This is a genomic window from Marilutibacter spongiae (assembly GCF_014145325.1).
In the GTDB taxonomy this organism is placed as follows: domain Bacteria; phylum Pseudomonadota; class Gammaproteobacteria; order Xanthomonadales; family Xanthomonadaceae; genus Marilutibacter; species Marilutibacter spongiae.
On record NZ_JACHTF010000004.1, the window covers coordinates 62339 to 78183 of the forward strand.

A 15845-nucleotide genomic window follows, 5' to 3' on the forward strand; every position below is an offset into this window, starting at 1 on the left:
GGCCCGCGTGCGTCAGCCGCGCGGCGGATCGTTGAGGTAGTCCAGGGCAACCTGCAGCATGGCGCGCACGCCCACGTCCAGGGCCGATTCATCGAGAAGGAATTCCGGCGAATGGTTGCTGGGTGCGGTACGCGGGTCGCGCCCCTTGGGGGTGGCGCCGACGAAGAAGAACACGCCCGGCGCCTGCTGGGCATAGAACGAGAAGTCCTCCGCGCCCATCGTCAGCCCCGGGTCGACCACGTTGTCCGCCCCGACGACCTTTTCCAGGCTGGGCAGCATGCGCGCGGTCAGCGCCGGGTCGTTCACCGTCACCGGGTTGCCCTTGGTGTCGGGCACCTGCGCCACGGCGGTGGCGCCATTGGCCTCGGCGACCTTTTCGGCGATGGTCTTGAGCTCGCTGAAGACCTCCTGGCGCATGCCCTCGTCGAAGGTGCGGATGGTGCCCACCATCTCGACCTGGTCGGGGATGATGTTGTAGCGGATGCCGCCGTGGATGGCGCCGAAGCTGACCACCACCGGCTGCTTGGCGATGTTCTGCCGGCGGCTGACGATGGTCTGCGCACTGCCGATGATGTCGGCCGCGGTCACGACCGGGTCGATCCCGCCCCAGGGCGCCGAACCGTGGGTCTGGCGCCCCTTGACCACGATGTTGAAGCGGTCGGAAGCCGCCATCGTCGGCCCGGCGTGGACGCCGATCTGCCCGGCGTTGAGAGTGCTGAAGACGTGCATGCCGAACACGGCGTCGGGCTTGAAGTCCTTGAAGATCCCCTGCGCCAGCATTTCCTCGGCGCCGCCCTCCTCGCCGTCGGGCGGGCCTTCCTCCGCCGGCTGGAAGATGAACATCACCTCGCCCGGCAGATCGTCCTTCATCGCCACCAGGGCCTCGGCCACGCCCATCAGCACGCTGGTATGGGCGTCGTGGCCGCAGGCGTGCATGACGCCGGTCTCCTGGCCGTTGAAGGTGGTGGTGACCCTGGACGCGAACGGCACGTCGGTGCGTTCGGTGACCGGCAGCGCGTCCATGTCGGCGCGCAGGGCGATGCGCGGCCCGGGCTTGCCGCCCTTGAGGATCGCGGTGACGCCGGTGGTCGCGATGCCGGTGCGGGGCTGAAGGCCCAGCGCACGCAGGTGGTCGGCGACCAGGGCCGAGGTGCGGGTCTCGCGGTTGCCCAGCTCGGGATGGGCGTGGATGTCGCGACGCCATGCGACCACCTTGGCGTCGACCGCCTTCGCGGCGGCGGCGACCTCCGGGCGTTCGCCCGCGGACTGTGCCCGCGCCGGCGCCGCGAGCGGCAGGGCGAGGGCGACGGACAGGACGAGCGGGATCACGGGGGTGGCGCGCATGGGAGGCTCCGGTTCAGGACCCGTCGATCCTAGCGGGGATACCCCTTGGCCGCATCCGACCATCCGCCAATCCGCCGCCGGTGCCGGCGCACCACCGGGCGCCCCGCCTCAGTCCGCCGCTGCGGTGGAATCCCGCCGGGCGTCGCGCGCCGGTTCCGCGGGCCAGCGGTCCTCGTACAGGTGCAGGGCCTGCCGCGCCGCCCAGCCTTCGCTTTCGAGCATGGGCCGCGGATAGAAGGCCTCGACATGGCCCAGGCAGAGGATGGCGACCGGTCGCGCGTCCCCGGGCATGCCCAGCAGTCGCGCGACCCGGTCGACGTCGAACAGCGACACCCAGCCCATGCCCAGGCCTTCGGCGCGCGCGGCCAGCCAGAGGTTCTGGATCGCGCAGGCGACCGAGGCCAGGTCCATTTCCGGCATGGTGCGGCGACCGAACACGTGCGCGTCGCGTCCATCCATCAGCGCCATGACCAGCAACTCGGCGCAATCGCGCATGCCCTCGACCTTGAGCTTCATGAAGTCCTCCCGTCGCTCGCCGAGCGCGTCGGCGGTGGCCAGCCGCTCGTCCTCGACGACGCCGCGCAGGGCCTCGCGGGTGACGGCCGAGGTCACCCGGACCACGCGCCAGGGCTGCATGTAGCCGACACTGGGCGCGTGGTGGGCGGCGTCGAGCAGGCGCGCCAGGACGGTGGGCTCGACCGCGCCGGGCACGAAGTGGCGCATGTCGCGGCGCTCGTGGATCGCGCGGTAGACGGCGGCGCGCTCGGCGGGATCGAAGGCATGGCGCATGGCGGGACTGGGACCTCGATGGCGGGCCGACATCGTACCGCCCGGCCCCGGCCGGGCTGGCAGGACGATGCCGCGTGCGTATAGGCTCGGGGGCCACGACATGGGGGCACCGGGGGCGTGACTCGACATATCGCCGCAACTTGGCTGGCCATCGCGGGCCTGCTGCCGACGGCATCCGCGCTCGCCGCCTCGCCGCCGGGCCTGGAGGACTTCCTGCGCAAGCCGCAGTACGGGCTGATGCTGCTTTCGCCGGCCGGCGACCACATCGCCTCGACGGTGCCGCTGGACGACCGCACGGCGCTGGGCATCATCCGCCTGTCCGACATGCAGGTCACCGCCCAGGTCAACCCCGGCCAGGACGGCTTCATCGACGACGCCATCTGGGTCGGCGACCGCCGCCTGCTCGCCGAATGGTCCAAGCGCCTGTCCGGCTTCGCCCAGCCCTTCAGCGGCCGCTCGCTGTACGCGGTGGATGTCGACGGCGGCAATCGCCGGCACTTCTACGGCGCGATCGTCAATCCGCTGCCCGCCGACCCGGCGCACGTGATGATCTCGACGTGCGCGAAGTCGCGCATCGCCGGCTGCCAGACGCGCCTGGAGCGCGTGCGCAGCGACGGCACCGGCAAGGACGAGCCGATCGTGGACGGCCCGGCGCTGGATGCGCGCTTCATGACCGATCGCAATGGCGCGCCCGTCTTCAGCTGGACCTACGACGACGACGACCTGCAGCGGCTCTACCAGTACCGGGACGGCGCCTGGGTGGTGATCAACGACGAAGCCGCGTCGGGGGTGGAGGTGCGCCCGGCAGGCATCGCGTACGACGGCCGCTCGGCCTTCCTCTGGTCGGAACGCACGCAGGGCCCGGACGTGGTGGAGCGGCTCGACCTGGCCAGCGGCGCGCGCGGGGTGGTCGCGAGCGATCCGGTGCGCGACCCGTTGTCGCTGGTCCGCTCGTTCGACGGCAGCGAACCGATCGGCGCGGCATTCGGCGCCGCCGCGCCGCGGGTGGCGTACTTCGACGACCGCCACCCGCACGTGGCCCTGTCGCGGGAACTGGCCGCGGCCTTTCCCGGCGAGTTCGCGCGCGTCACCAGCGCCAGCCGCGACGGCAGCCGCGCGGTGGTCACGGTGAGCAGCGACGTCGAGCCCGGCCGCTACTACCTGCTCGACACGCGCAGCGGCGACCTCAAGCTGCTGGCCCGCAGTCGCCCCTGGCTCGAGGCCGCGTCGCTCAGCCCCGCCACGCCCTTCGAGATCAGCGCCGGCGACGGCACGCCGCTGTCGGGCTACCTGACCCTGCCCCGCCGGGCCGCCGGTAGGCCCGCGCCGCTGGTGGTGCTGCCGCACGGCGGTCCCTACTGGGTCCGCGACGACTGGAGCTTCGACGAGGAGACCCAGATCCTCGCCGCCGCCGGCTACGCCGTGCTGCGGGTGAACTTCCGCGGCTCGGCCGGGCGCGGGCGCGCCTACGTCGAGAGCGGCTACGGCGAATGGGGCGGGCGCATGCAGGACGACCTCACCGAGGCGACGCGCTGGGCGGCCGCCCAGCCGGGCGTCGATGGCGCCCGCATCTGCGCCTGGGGCGCCAGCTATGGCGGATACGCTGCGCTGCTGGGCGCGGTGCGCGAGCCGGACCTGTATCGCTGCGTGATCGGCATGGCCGGCCCGTACGACCTGCAGACGCTGTTCAAGTGGGGCGACATCCAGCGCTCGGACTGGGGCGAGGCCTACCTCCAGCGGGTGCTGGGCAGCGACCAGAAGGTCCTGCTCGATCGATCGCCGACCCGGCACGCCGCGCGGATCAAGGCGGGCGTGCTCCTGGTCCAGGGCGGCCGCGATCGCCGCGTCTCGCCGCAGCACCTGCGCGAGATGCGCGCCGCCCTCGACGAGGCGCGCGTACCCTACGAGACCTACCTGCCGCACAACGAGGCGCACGGGTTCCATGCCGAGGAATCCCGGCGCGAGTACTACCAGCGTGTGCTGGCGTTCCTGGGTTGTTACCTGCGGCCGGGCGACTGACGCCGGGGCGCGGGCGCCGCGCTCAGCCGCGGTGCTCGAGCGCCAGGTAGTCCGCGCTCTGCATCTCGATCAGCCGCGAACTGGTGCGCTCGAACGCATGGGCGAGCTTGCGGCCGCCGTACAGCGAGACCGGGTCGGCCGCCGCGGTGCAGACCAGGTTGACGTGGCGGTCGTACAACTCGTCGACCAGGTGGACGAAGCGACGGGCCGGGTCGTCGTTGTCGCCGTCGAAGCGCGGGATGCCGCCGACCAGCACGGTGTGGTGCTCGGTGGCGATCTCGATGTAGTCGCCCGCCGCGCGCGGCCCTTCGCACAGGGCGGCGAAGTCGAACCAGGCGTGCCCCTCGGCGAGCCCGCGCACCGGGATCTCGCGGCCATCGATCAGCAACCGCGCCTCGTCGTGCGGGCAGGCCGCGGTCAGGGTCCGCCAGCGCTCGGCCAGCCAGGCGTCGGATTCCGCGTCGAGCGGACTGCGATAGACCGGGGACCGGGTCAGCGCGCGCAGCCGGTAGTCGGTCGCGCTGTCCATGTGAAGCACGTGGCAGCGGTCCTGGATCATCGCGATCGCCGGCAGGAAGCGCTCGCGCTGCAGGCCGTCCTTGAACAGGCCGGCCGGCTCGATGTTGGAGGTCGTCACCAGCGCCACGCCCTCGGCGAAAAGCCGCTCGAGCAGGCGCCCGAGCAGCATGGCGTCGCCGATGTCGTTGACGAAGAACTCGTCCAGCACCAGTACGCGCAGGTCGTTGCGCCACTGGCGCGCGATCGTGCGCAGCGGGTCGGACTCGCCTTTGTGGTCCCGCAGCCGGGCATGGATCTCGCGCATGAACCGATGGAAGTGCGTGCGGCGCTTCTCGCGGATCGGGAGACCGTCGAAGAACAGGTCGATCAGGAAGGTCTTGCCGCGTCCAACGCCGCCCCACACGTACAGCCCGGGGGGCGCCTCGACAGGCTTGCCGCGCAAGGCGTCCAACAGGCCCCGCCGCGGCGGTTCGACCAGGGCGGCGTGCAGGCGGTCGAGTTCGACAAGTACCCGGCGCTGGGCCGGATCGTCGTTCCAGTCGCCGCGGGCCACCCCCTCGGCGTATCGGAGCGACGGCAGCGCCGCCGCCGTCGCACCCGGCATCATGGGTTCAGCCATTGGGCGGTGCGATCTCGGCGGGCAGGTACGGTCGGATGCCGTTCTTGATCGCGCCGCGCAGGTCCATCAGGCGGCGATGGAAGAAGTGGCTGGTGTCGGGCATGCGGACCACTTCCGGCGGATTGCGCAGGCCCTCCAGGCCGTCGAGCCAGGCATAGACCGCCTCCGGGTCGACCACCTCGTCGGCGTCGCCCTGGATCACCAGCCAGGGGCAGTCGGGCGGCGTGATGGCCTCGAAGTCCCAATTGCGCCCGGCGGGCGGCGCGATCGAGATCAGCATGCCCGGCTCCAGCTCGGCCGCCATCGACAGCGAGACGTAGGCGCCAAAGCTGAAGCCCGCCAGCCAGAGGCTGTGCGCCGGGCGCTGCTGGCGCACCCAGGCGACCACCGCGCGCAGGTCCTCGCGCTCGCCGCGGCCCTCGTCGAAGTGCCCTTCCGAAGCCCCGGTGCCCCGGGTGTTGAAGCGGACCGTGGCGATGCCGGACTCGCGCAGGGCGCGCGCGGCCATCGTCACGACCTTGTTGTGCATGGTGCCGCCCTCGGTGGGCAGCGGATGGCAGACCACGGCGGTCGCGCGGCGCGGCGTGCCTTCCGCGGGCTCGGCGATCAGCTCGATCTCCCCGGCCGGGCCGGGCAGGACCAGGGTCGCGGACGCATCGGTCGGGAAGGTCGGCAGGGAGGCATGTGGGGATCGGGTCATCCGACCATGATACGGGGCGGTGTTAATTCCCTGTCGAAACCACGGCCCCGGCCGCTGCCGTCTCGTCCTCCGGTGCGACAGGAGCGGTCCAGTCGAAGCCCAGCAGCAGGGGATCGTGGTCGGAACTGCGCCAGGGACCGGCCTCGTGCAGGCGCCCGGCATAGCCGGCCTCGCGGGGTTCGTCGGCATTGCTGTGCCACTCCGCCGCGCCGCGCAGGCGGGCGGCGAGCGCGGGGCTGACCAGGGCATGGTCGAGGCGACCGGCCTCGCCCTTGTACATGTAGCTGTAGGGCGCCATCGCGCCGGCGACCTCGAAGGCGTCCTGCCAGCCGGCGGCCTTGAGGATGCGCAACGGCTCCTCGCCGGCATAGGCGTTCATGTCGCCGACGATGACCGCAAGATCGCTGCCGGAGCGGGTCGGATCGGTCTCCAGCCAGGTCGCCAGCCGGCGCGCGGAATCGCTGCGCACCGCGTTCCAGCATCCGGCACCGTTGTCGCGGTCGGCGCCCTCGGCCTCGCCGCAACCCTTGGACTTGAGGTGGTTGGCGACCACCACCAGCGGCGTATCGTCGCCGCGCAGCGGGGTGAACGCCTGGGCGAGGGGCACGCGGCTGCGGGGACCGAACGGCCCCCCGGCCAGCGTCGCCGGCTTGCCGGCCGGGCGCACGCGGTCGCCGCGGTAGACCAGGCCCACGCGGATCGCGTCGTCGCCCGGGCCCCTGCCGCTGCGCCGGCAGGCGCGGTCGCAGGCGTCGACGAAGCGCCAGCCGCCCGGGCCGGCGCGATTGAGGGCCTCGACCAGGGCAGCGATGCTCGACGCCGGGCCGTAGCCGTCGTTCTCCAGCTCCATGAGGGCGGCGATGTCGGGGTCCAGGGCCTGGACCGTGGCAACCAGCTTGCCGAGCTGCGCGTCCAACTGCCGGGGGTCGCGCGCGCCGCGAGGCGTCGGGAAACCACCTCCCTTGCCGTCGCCGTTGAACAGGTTCTCCAGGTTGAACGAGGCCACGCGCAGGGCACCCTCCACGCGGGGCGCCGGGGGGCGCGCCTGCGCGGCCAGCGCCGGAGGCACGGTCAGCTGCAGGCGGAAGCTGCCATGGCGGTGATCGAGGATGCCCTCGGCCGACTCGACGACGCTGCCGCTGCGGAGCGCGGCCGCGCCCAGCGGCCAGATGCCGGTCTCGAGCGGGCGGTCGTCGCCGCTGCGACCATCATCGAGCACGAGGCGACGGCGGGCGTTGTCGGCGGCGATGGCCCGTGCGGCGTCGCTGCCGGGCTCGGCACGCTCGGCGGGTTGCCACATGCGGCCATCGAAACTGGCCAGGATCTCGCCATGGCGCTCGAGGTCGGCGACGCTGCCGACGGTCAGCGGCGCGTCGATGCGCACCCACATGCCCTCGAAGGGCTCCCAGTCGAGCGGTGGCGTGCGCAGCTCGGTGATGCCGACCTCGCCCAGTCCCAGTTGCTCGACCTCGTCGGGGAGCAGGGCGGTCAGGCGCACGCCGCCGCCGCCATCGAGCTCGGCGACCCGTCCGCGGATGCGCACGCGCGCGCCCTGGCGCATCGCGTCGCGATAGGGCGCGCGCGCCGCCACCGGCACGAAGATCGCATCGGACGTGCCCGGATCGCCGTCCCCGCTGTCCTGCAGGTAGACGCCCCCCAGGCCCTCGCGATCGCTGAAGTCCGCGGTCACCACGCCCTTGACGATCACCTCGCGGTCGAGCATGGGGCTGCGACCGCGTTCGCCCTGGACCTCGCCGATCAGCGGTTCGGGCAGGCTGGCGTCGCTCGCGCCCGCCCCGGGCGCATGCTGCGTGGCGCTTGGCGGCCCGCCGCAGGCCACCAGGCCCAGGGCAAGTGCGCAGGCGAGGAACGGGGTCGGGCCGGGGCTGCGGCGATGGGAGTTGGGCATTCGGGACCTCGGCGACATCACCCCATTATCGACAGCCGGGGCGCGGAAACGACAACGCCGCCCGGAGGCGGCGTCGTGCATTCAGCTTGCAGTGGCTTACTTCAGGTTGTCCAGCATCCAGTCGACCGCCGCGACGACCTGTTCGTCGGTCAGCGCGGGGTTGCCGCCCTTGGCCGGCATGACGCCGGCTTCGCCGGTGAAACCCTCGATCGCGTGCTTGTGCAGCGTGTCCGAGCCCTTGGCCAGGCGGGCATCCCAGTGGCCGTGGTCCAGCGTCGGGGCGCCGCCGGCACCGGAGGTATGGCAGCCGGTGCAGAGGTTGTTGTAGATCACCGCGCCATCGAGCGTACCGCCGTAGGCGACCTGCGATGCCGCGGCGGCCGCCGCGGCGGCGCTGGCCGCGGCCTGCGCGGCGGCACCGGTGCTGCCGGCATAGACGGCGCCGACCGGCGCGATGCGGCGCTCGGTGCGCTGCGCGACCGCCGGGTCGATCTCGGGCGGCAGCTGGTGATGGATGATGCTGGCACCCACGATCAGGCCCACGGTCACCAGCACCAGGAAACCGATCACCATCGAGAAGTGCTTGAGGAATTCGAGGTCGTAGTTGCGCACGATCCACCTGTTAGACGCACCACACACGTGGCGCGCGAAGCCATCGACACGGGCCGCACCGTGCGACCCGCGCGCCAGTATACGTCCCTCCCCTCCGCCGAGGCAGGGGGGATGGCGCGCCTGGAGGGATTCGAACCCCCGACCAATGGCTTCGGAAGCCACTACTCTATCCGGCTGAGCTACAGGCGCCTGGCTGAGATCCCGGCGGCATTGCCGAGGCAATCGACCGCGCGGGGCTGGCATTCTAGCGACAATTGCGGCGTTTCGCGCCATATTGCCTTCACGACGCCCGTCCGGCCCGCCCGCCGGGTCCCCGGCGCCCGCCTCCACGCCCCGTCCCCATGACCTACGAACGCTACGAATCCCCGACCATCCCGCAGTGGCGACTGAAGCTCGGGCTCTATTGGCAGTTGGTCCGCGGCGACCGGCCGATCGGCTGGCTGCTGTTGCTGTGGCCCACCTGGTGGGGCCTGTGGCTCGCCGCCGGCGGCACGCCGCCGTGGTGGACGCTGTTCGTGTTCAGCGCCGGCGTCTGGCTGACCCGTTCGGCCGGCTGCGTGATCAACGATTACGCCGACCGCTGGCTCGATCCGCATGTCGCGCGCACGAAGGACCGGCCGCTGGCGTCGGGCGCGGTCTCCGGGCGCGAGGCGCTGGCGGTGTTCGGCGTGCTGATGCTGGTGGCGTTCGCCCTGGTGCTGACACTGAACCGGCTGACGGTCTGGCTGAGCCTGGTCGGACTGGTCCTGGCCGCCAGCTACCCCTACCTGAAGCGCTACACCTACCTGCCGCAGGTCTACCTGGGCATGGCCTTCGGCTGGGGGATCCCGATGGGGTTCGCCGCGGTGCTGGGCGAAGTCCCGGCCCTGGCGTGGCTGCTCTACGCGGCCAACATCCTGTGGTCGACCGCCTACGACACCTGGTACGCGATGGTCGACCGCGAAGACGACCTGCGGATGGGCAGCAAGTCCACCGCGATCCTCTTCGGCGACGCCGACCTCACCGCGCAGGGCGTGCTGTTCGGGCTGTTCCTGCTCGCGATGGGCCTGGTCGGCCAACGCGCGGGCCTGGGCGTGCCGTACTGGGTCGCCCTCGCCGTCGCGGTCGCGCTGGTCGCCTGGCAGTTCTGGATCTGCCGGCGCCGCGAACCCGGTCCCTGCTTCCGCGCCTTCCTGGCCAACCACTGGGTCGGCCTGGCGCTGTTCGCCGGCATCGCGGCCGCGCTGTGGCCCACCGGCGCGGCGACCGCCTGAGCGCGCGCGGCGCGGTTCACTCGCTTCGATCGTGGGCGGCCGCAGGGCCGGTCGCGCCAGGCACGGGCAGGCCGTCCCAGAACTCCCGCGCGACCAGCTTGGGTTCTTCGCTGTCGGCGCGGTAATTGGGCGACATGATCTGCACGCCCGCGGTGTTGAAGGCATCCTGGATGCGCCCCAGCAGCGCAGTGCGGATCTCGTTGCGACGCATGGGGTCCTCGATCCGCGTGCGCAGGGTGTACTCGACGTAGAAATCGCTCAATGCGGTCTGCAGGACGAACGGCTCGGGCGTTGCCTGCACGCCCTCGGTCTCGGCGGCCGCCTCCAGCAGCAGGCGCTGCACCTGCCGCCAGGGGGTGTCGTAGCCGATCGTCAGGCCGGTATCGAGCCACAGACCCGGGCCGTCGGGATGCCGCGAGTAGTTCTCCAGCCGCCCGTTGAGCACGACCGTGTTGGGGAAGCTGACCTCCACGCCGGTGAAGGTGCGCAGGCGCGTGGTGAACAGGCCGATCTGCAGGACCGTGCCCTCGGTATCGTCGATCTTCACGAAGTCGCCCGGCTGCATGGTGCGCGAGTACAGCAGGGTGAAGCCGCCGGCGGCCTGGCCGATGATGCTCGACGCCCCCAGCGACACCATCAGGCCCACCAGCACGCTCAGGCCCTTGAATGCGTCGGTCTGCGCGCCCGGCAGGTAGGGATAGGCCATCGCCAGCGCGAACAGCCAGATCACCGCGATCAACAACTTGCGGGTCGGCTCGGCGAGCTGGGCGTCGATCCCCAGCAGGCTGTAGCGTCCGCGCTCCACGCCCTTGAGCATCATGCTCAGGGTGCGGGTCACCGCGCGGGTCAGCAGGAAGATGACCACCACCGTCAGCAGGCCGGGCACCGCGCCGAGCAGGGCGCCGCCCCAGGCCTTGAGCTTCATCAGCATCCAGCCGGTCATCGCATCGGCCCAGGGCCGCGTGTAGGCGAACTGACCCAATACGTAGCGCAGCCACTCCTCCAGCAGCACCAGCACCAGCACCCACTCGGCGATGCGCACGATCCAGCGCAACGCCGTCGCGCTGCCGCGGATCAGCTGTCGGCCCGCTTCGGCATGCGTGCGGGCCAGGCGCTTCTGGATCGAGCCCTCGAGCCACGCATGCCAGCGCAGCACCAGCCAGCGATAGCCCCAGAGCGCGGCCACCAGCAGGGCGGTGGCCAGCAGGGAGTACAACAGCCCCCTCAGCAGGTAGCGCGGCTCGAGTTCGCTCTCGGCCGCGCCCACCGCCTCGCCCAGGCGCGATATGACCGCGTCGCGTGCCTGCTCGAGGGTCTCGCCTGCCACCGGGTCCAGGTCCGCCGGCGTGAGCACGAGCACCGCGATGTCGGACACGGTGACCACCACGCCCTGCGGGATCTCATGGCTGCCGATCACCGCGGCCCCGGGCAGGCTGACGGCGCGCTCGATGCTGGCTTCGGTGTTGCGTGCGCGTTGCTGCGGCGGGATACCCAGGAACGCGGCGCGATAGGTGACGATGTCGCGGTTGAAATAGGAAGCGGTGGCGTCGATCGCCGTGGGCGTAGCCTCGGCCGTGGCATCGGGTTTCTCGCCGGGGAGCGACGGCAGCGCCGCGAGCGCCGGGGCCAGGCCGGCCAGCAGCAGCAACAGGGCGCACGTCGCGAGGCGCAACGACGGCACCACCCACCGGGAGCCACCGGGTTTGGAATCAGTCCGCATCGTGCCTCCCCTGATCAACACCCCGCGACGGAGCTCGCCGCTCTCGCGCCCGGCGCGGGTGCCGGGCGCGCGAAGCGACGACCTCAGCCGGGCGCGAAGCGACGACCTCAGCCGGGCGCGAAGCGGCGCAGCTTGAAGCCCGCGAACAACTGCAGCGCGCCATGGAGCAGCGCGCCGATGCCGATCCAGATGCCGGTCACCGCGATGCCCGCCAGCGGGTGCATCGCGAACAGCACGCCCAGGACGATCGCCAGCAGGCCGCTCAGGACCAGCAGCCACTCGCCTCGGATGGCCTCGCGCACGCGGATGGCGAAGACGATGCGGTAAAGACCGCCCACGATCAGCCAGGCCGCCAGGAAGAACACCAGGACGCCGGCGGTCGCCAGCGGATTGACCAGGGTGAGCACGCCCACCGCCAGCGAAGCCAGCGCGTACAGGGCCTGCCAGCCCCGCGACACGCCCTCGCCGCCCCGGACCAGGGCGATGGCGGCGAAGATGCCCTCCACCAGCGCCATGAGGCCGAAGATCCAGGTGAGCGCGATCACCGCCGCCGCCGGCTTCATCATCGCCAGGACGCCGAAGACGATAGCAACCAGGCCATACACCACGAACAGCCACCAACTCCTGCCCAGTTGCTGGAGGAGGCCAGGGGGAGACACAGCGGACGCGTGAGGGTCGTTGTCGCCGTACATGCGCAGCTCCTTGGCCTGGGCGCCCGGCGGCGTCGACCCCCGGAGCCTGGCCCCGGACAGGTCACGTTCATGTCAACGCCCCGTTCAGGGCACCCGCGCGCAGACCCAGGCATCCACCCGCGCCACGCCCGCCCGGCGCAAGATGCGCGCCGCGGCATGCAGCGTGGTGCCGGTGGTCATGACGTCGTCGATCAGGACCACATGGGCGGGCACGCGGACGCCGTCGCGCACCGCGAAGGCGTGGCGCAGGTTGCGGCGGCGCCCCGCCGCATCGAGCCGGGACTGCGGCGTGGTGTCGCGCACCCGGGTGAGCAGGTCGTCGCGAAGCGGCAGGCGCAGGCGGCGGGCCAAGGGGCGCGCCAGCTCCAGCGCCTGGTCGTACCCACGCTGGCGAAGGCGTGCCCGGTGCAGCGGCACGGGCACCAGGGCCTGCGGCCAGGCGTCGTCGGGCAGGTGCCGCCAGAGCCCGGCGGCCATCCATTCGCCCAGCGCGCGGCTCGCGGCCAGGTCGCCATGGAACTTCGCCCCCGGCAACAGCCGGTCCAGTGGGAACCCGTAGACGAAGCTCGCATGGCAGGCGTGCAGGGGCGGCGGCTGTCGCAGGCAGTGACCGCAGGCCTGCGCCGCCTCGCCGGCCGGCAGCGGCAGGGCACAGGCCGGACAGGCATGGCGGCTCCAGGGCATCGCCCCGGCGCAATCCGGGCACAGGCCGGGGAGCCCGCCGGCGGCGAGCGCCACCCGGGCCGAACAGACCAGGCAGCGCTCGCGCCGGCCCACCTGCCAGCTACGGGCCAGCAGGCGGCTCCACGTGCTGTAAACCCGCGCTGCCGGATTCCGGTTGACAGGGATGGACATGCTTTCCAGACTGCGCTTCCCGATCCCCGCTGTCTGTCAGAAAAGTCCGATGCCTGCTGTCAGAGAAACGCCCGCCACCGCCGCACCGCCGCGCCACGACTGGAGCCGCGCCGAAGTGCGCGCGCTGTTCGACCTGCCCCTGCCCGAGCTGATGCATCGCGCGGCGACGGTCCATCGGGCGCATTTCGATCCCGCCGAGGTCCAGGTCAGCACCCTGCTGTCGGTCAAGACCGGCGGCTGCCCCGAGGACTGCGGCTACTGCCCGCAGGCCGCGCGCTACCACACCGGGGTGGACGCGACCAAGCTGATGAGCACCGAGGCGGTGGTCGAAAAGGCACGCCAGGCCAAGGCCGCCGGCGCCAGCCGCTTCTGCATGGGCGCGGCCTGGCGCTCGCCCAAGGACCGCGACATTCCCAAGGTGGCGGCGATGATCCGCGAGGTGAAGTCCCTCGGCCTGGAGACCTGCGCCACGCTGGGCATGCTGTCGGGCGAACAGGCCGGCGCGCTGCGCGAGGCCGGGCTGGACTATTACAACCACAACCTGGACACGGCGCCTGAGTTCTACAACGAGATCATCCACACCCGCGAGTTCCAGGACCGGCTCGACACCCTGGAGCATGTCCGCGACGCCGGCATGAAGACCTGTTGCGGCGGCATCGTCGGCATGGGCGAATCGCGCGAGCAGCGTGCGGGCCTGCTGCAGACCCTGGCCAACCTGCCCGCCCACCCCGACTCGGTGCCGATCAACCGCCTGGTCCAGGTGGAAGGCACGCCGCTGGCCGGCACGGTCGAACTGGATCCCTTCGAGTTCGTGCGCACGATCGCCGCGGCCCGGATCATGATGCCCCGCTCCATGGTCCGCCTGTCGGCCGGGCGCGAACAGATGAACGACGAGTTGCAGGCCCTGTGCTTCCTCGCCGGGGCGAATTCCATCTTCTACGGCGAGAAACTGCTGACGACCGGTAACCCCGATACCGAGCGGGATATGGCATTGTTTGACCGGTTGGGCCTGCGGCCCATGCCGATCATCGAACAAGCGCACATACCGGGGGGAACCGTGCACGCCGACATCATCGATACCGACACCCACGACCACGGCGCGGCGGGCGGTTGCGCCAAGCCGCGCGCGGCCTGACCCCATGACGCGTCCAGGCGACCGCCCGGGCTGGCAGGCGCGGGTCGCGGCCGCGCGCGCCGAACGCGAAGCCCTCTCGCGCACCCGCGTGCGCCGCAGCGTCAGCCATCGGGACGGCGCCCGCTGCCGGGTCGACGGCCACTCGCTGCTGAACTTCTGTGGCAACGACTACCTGGGGCTGTCGCAGCACTTCGCGGTGGTCAATGCACTGCAGGACGCGGCCTCGCGCGAGGGCGCCGGCGGCGTCGCCTCGCACCTGGTCTGCGGCCACCACGAGATGCATGACGCGCTCGAGCGCGAACTGGCCGACTGGCTGGAGGCGCCGGCGGCCCTGCTGTTCGGCAGCGGCTTCCTGGCCAACCTGGCGGTGCTGCAGTCGCTGCTCGACGAAGAGTCCATCTGCGTCCAGGACCGGCTCAACCACGCCAGCCTGATCGATGCCGCGCGCCTGTCGGGTTGCCGCCTGCGACGCTACCCGCACGGCGACCCGGAGGGCGCGATCCGCCAGCTGCGCAGCCTGCCCGACGGCATGGCGGTACTGGCCACCGACGGCGTATTCAGCATGGACGGCGACCTCGCGCCGCTGCGACAGCTGGCGCTCGTGGCGAAGGTGCAGAAGGCGCTGCTCTACGTGGACGATGCGCACGGCGTGGGCGTCGTCGGTCCGGAGGGGCGCGGCAGCGTCGCCGAAGCCCGGCTCGGCGTGCAGGAAGTCCCCCTGCAGCTGGCGACCCTGGGCAAGGCGCTCGGCGGCTACGGCGCGGCCGTGGTCGGCGACGCCGACCTCATCGGCCACCTGGCCGAGACCGCGCGACCCTACCTGTACACCACGGCGCTGCCGCCGGCCCAGGCGGCCGCGACGCTGGCCGCGGTCAAGCTTGCGCGCAGCGAGCACTGGCGCCGCGAAAAACTGCACGAGCTGGTGGCGCGCTTCCGCGACCGCGCGCTGCGCGTGGGGCTGCAGCTGATGGACAGCGATACGCCGATCCAGCCGGTGATGTGCGGCGCCGACGCCCATGCGCTGTCGATGTCGCAGGCACTGGAACAGGCCGGCTACTGGGTCGCGCCGATCCGGCCGCCAACCGTGTCCGAAGGCCGCGCGCGCTTGCGCGTGACGCTGTCGGCCCTGCATGGGCCGGGCGACGTGGACGGGCTGGTCGATGCCCTGGCCTACGCCCGCGACCGCATCGCCGGTCCCCGCGAGACGGCCCGGGTGGCCCAGCCGGTGGAATGACCGGCGAAGCGGACCTGGCGACCCTGCTGGCCACGCTGCGGGTCGAGACACGGCCCGGAGAGTTCGTGTTCGTGTTCGCCACGCCGACGGCGGACCCGCCCGCCTGGCTGACCCAGGCCGAGGCCACCGTTCGCGAAAACGCGGGGGTGGCCGCCGTGCTGTCGCGCGCGCGCGCCGACGCGCTGGGCCTGCCCTACGATTTCGTGGCGTGCTGGCTGACGCTCGCCGTACACTCCGCGCTCCATGCGGTGGGCCTGACCGCTGCGGTGTCGACGGCGCTGGCGCGCGAAGGCATCGCCTGCAACGTGATCGCCGGCCTGCGACACGACCACCTGCTGGTGCCGTCGTCGCGGCGCGAGGACGCCCTCGACGCCCTGGCGCGCCTCGCGCGCGCACCCTCCTGCTGAATCCGCTCCGCCTCCCTGTCCCACTCCCCTCAAGTCCC

14 protein-coding genes and 1 tRNA gene are annotated in these 15845 nt (G+C 72.0%); 5 read left to right on the forward strand and 10 right to left on the reverse strand.

Features of this window, described 5'->3' with window-relative positions:
* Window positions 1-12: 12 nt before the first annotated feature.
* Together H4F98_RS04915 and bluB are read right to left on the reverse strand one after the other, a co-directional pair.
* The gene (locus H4F98_RS04915) at window positions 13-1344 is read right to left on the reverse strand and encodes an amidohydrolase (RefSeq protein ID WP_182685524.1); all 1332 of its coding nucleotides are present in this window, start codon (window positions 1342-1344) and stop codon (window positions 13-15) included.
* 108 nt (window positions 1345-1452) lie between these two features.
* A complete protein-coding gene (gene bluB / locus H4F98_RS04920) occupies window positions 1453-2133 on the reverse strand; it encodes a 5,6-dimethylbenzimidazole synthase (RefSeq protein ID WP_182685525.1) in 681 nt (226 codons plus the stop codon).
* 117 nt (window positions 2134-2250) lie between these two features.
* Here bluB and H4F98_RS04925 point away from each other — a divergent pair, with 117 nt between their 5' ends.
* The gene (locus H4F98_RS04925; protein WP_182685526.1) at window positions 2251-4152 is read left to right on the forward strand and encodes a prolyl oligopeptidase family serine peptidase; all 1902 of its coding nucleotides are present in this window, start codon (window positions 2251-2253) and stop codon (window positions 4150-4152) included.
* Between the two features lie 22 nt (window positions 4153-4174).
* Here the strand turns inward: H4F98_RS04925 and zapE are convergent, their stop codons facing one another.
* The 5 genes from zapE to H4F98_RS04950 form a co-directional block, all read right to left on the reverse strand.
* Window positions 4175-5290: a cell division protein ZapE gene (zapE, locus tag H4F98_RS04930; protein WP_246372879.1), complete on the reverse strand. Its 1116-nt coding sequence runs from the start codon at window positions 5288-5290 to the stop codon at window positions 4175-4177.
* Entirely contained in the window at window positions 5283-5990 is a 708-nt protein-coding gene (locus tag H4F98_RS04935) for an alpha/beta hydrolase (RefSeq protein ID WP_182685527.1), read from the reverse strand. The genes zapE and H4F98_RS04935 overlap by 8 nt, the downstream gene beginning before the upstream one ends.
* A gap of 22 nt (window positions 5991-6012) precedes the next feature.
* Window positions 6013-7899, reverse strand: coding sequence for an ExeM/NucH family extracellular endonuclease (locus tag H4F98_RS04940; protein WP_246372882.1), 1887 nt, complete (start codon window positions 7897-7899; stop codon window positions 6013-6015).
* Between the two features lie 96 nt (window positions 7900-7995).
* Window positions 7996-8511, reverse strand: coding sequence for a c-type cytochrome (locus H4F98_RS04945; protein ID WP_182685528.1), 516 nt, complete (start codon window positions 8509-8511; stop codon window positions 7996-7998).
* Window positions 8512-8623: 112 nt separating this feature from the next.
* Window positions 8624-8700, reverse strand: a tRNA-Arg gene (locus H4F98_RS04950).
* A gap of 152 nt (window positions 8701-8852) precedes the next feature.
* On the opposite strand from H4F98_RS04950, the gene ubiA reads away from it, so the two are divergent.
* Window positions 8853-9764, forward strand: a complete 912-nt coding sequence (gene ubiA / locus H4F98_RS04955) for a 4-hydroxybenzoate octaprenyltransferase (RefSeq protein WP_182685529.1) — start codon at window positions 8853-8855, stop codon at window positions 9762-9764.
* Window positions 9765-9780: 16 nt separating this feature from the next.
* On the opposite strand, the gene H4F98_RS04960 is transcribed toward ubiA, so the two are convergent.
* From H4F98_RS04960 to H4F98_RS04970, 3 genes are all read right to left on the reverse strand, one after another.
* The gene (locus H4F98_RS04960) at window positions 9781-11436 is read right to left on the reverse strand and encodes a mechanosensitive ion channel family protein (protein ID WP_182685530.1); all 1656 of its coding nucleotides are present in this window, start codon (window positions 11434-11436) and stop codon (window positions 9781-9783) included.
* A gap of 155 nt (window positions 11437-11591) precedes the next feature.
* A complete protein-coding gene (locus tag H4F98_RS04965; RefSeq protein WP_182685531.1) occupies window positions 11592-12176 on the reverse strand; it encodes an HdeD family acid-resistance protein in 585 nt (194 codons plus the stop codon).
* Window positions 12177-12260: 84 nt separating this feature from the next.
* Window positions 12261-13031 carry a ComFC family protein gene (locus H4F98_RS04970; RefSeq protein ID WP_182685532.1) on the reverse strand — a complete coding sequence of 257 codons (771 nt, stop codon included), beginning with the start codon at window positions 13029-13031 and terminating at the stop codon, window positions 12261-12263.
* Between the two features lie 49 nt (window positions 13032-13080).
* Between H4F98_RS04970 and bioB the strand changes: the two genes are divergently transcribed.
* The 3 genes from bioB to H4F98_RS04985 are packed head-to-tail and all read left to right on the forward strand — an operon-like array spanning window position 13081 to window position 15807.
* Window positions 13081-14166 (forward strand): biotin synthase BioB, encoded by a 1086-nt coding sequence (gene bioB / locus H4F98_RS04975; RefSeq protein WP_182685533.1) that lies wholly within the window; start codon window positions 13081-13083, stop codon window positions 14164-14166.
* A gap of 4 nt (window positions 14167-14170) precedes the next feature.
* Window positions 14171-15400, forward strand: a complete 1230-nt coding sequence (gene bioF, locus H4F98_RS04980) for an 8-amino-7-oxononanoate synthase (protein ID WP_182685534.1) — start codon at window positions 14171-14173, stop codon at window positions 15398-15400.
* Window positions 15397-15807: an ACT domain-containing protein gene (locus H4F98_RS04985; RefSeq protein WP_182685535.1), complete on the forward strand. Its 411-nt coding sequence runs from the start codon at window positions 15397-15399 to the stop codon at window positions 15805-15807. The genes bioF and H4F98_RS04985 overlap by 4 nt, the downstream gene beginning before the upstream one ends.
* Window positions 15808-15845: the final 38 nt, after the last annotated feature.

Excerpts from the sequence above, each read along its gene's own strand:
- H4F98_RS04970 (WP_182685532.1), bottom strand. The coding sequence starts at position 13,031 with ATGTCCATCCCTGTCAACCGGAATCCGGCAGCGCGGGTTTACAGCACG.
- H4F98_RS04965 (WP_182685531.1), bottom strand. The coding sequence starts at position 12,176 with ATGTACGGCGACAACGACCCTCACGCGTCCGCTGTGTCTCCCCCTGGC.
- ubiA (WP_182685529.1), top strand. The coding sequence starts at position 8,853 with ATGACCTACGAACGCTACGAATCCCCGACCATCCCGCAGTGGCGACTG.
- bioB (WP_182685533.1), top strand. The coding sequence starts at position 13,081 with ATGCCTGCTGTCAGAGAAACGCCCGCCACCGCCGCACCGCCGCGCCAC.
- zapE (WP_246372879.1), bottom strand. The coding sequence starts at position 5,290 with ATGGCTGAACCCATGATGCCGGGTGCGACGGCGGCGGCGCTGCCGTCG.
- H4F98_RS04940 (WP_246372882.1), bottom strand. The coding sequence starts at position 7,899 with ATGCCCAACTCCCATCGCCGCAGCCCCGGCCCGACCCCGTTCCTCGCC.
- H4F98_RS04985 (WP_182685535.1), top strand. The coding sequence starts at position 15,397 with ATGACCGGCGAAGCGGACCTGGCGACCCTGCTGGCCACGCTGCGGGTC.
- H4F98_RS04935 (WP_182685527.1), bottom strand. The coding sequence starts at position 5,990 with ATGACCCGATCCCCACATGCCTCCCTGCCGACCTTCCCGACCGATGCG.
- bluB (WP_182685525.1), bottom strand. The coding sequence starts at position 2,133 with ATGCGCCATGCCTTCGATCCCGCCGAGCGCGCCGCCGTCTACCGCGCG.
- H4F98_RS04915 (WP_182685524.1), bottom strand. The coding sequence starts at position 1,344 with ATGCGCGCCACCCCCGTGATCCCGCTCGTCCTGTCCGTCGCCCTCGCC.
- bioF (WP_182685534.1), top strand. The coding sequence starts at position 14,171 with ATGACGCGTCCAGGCGACCGCCCGGGCTGGCAGGCGCGGGTCGCGGCC.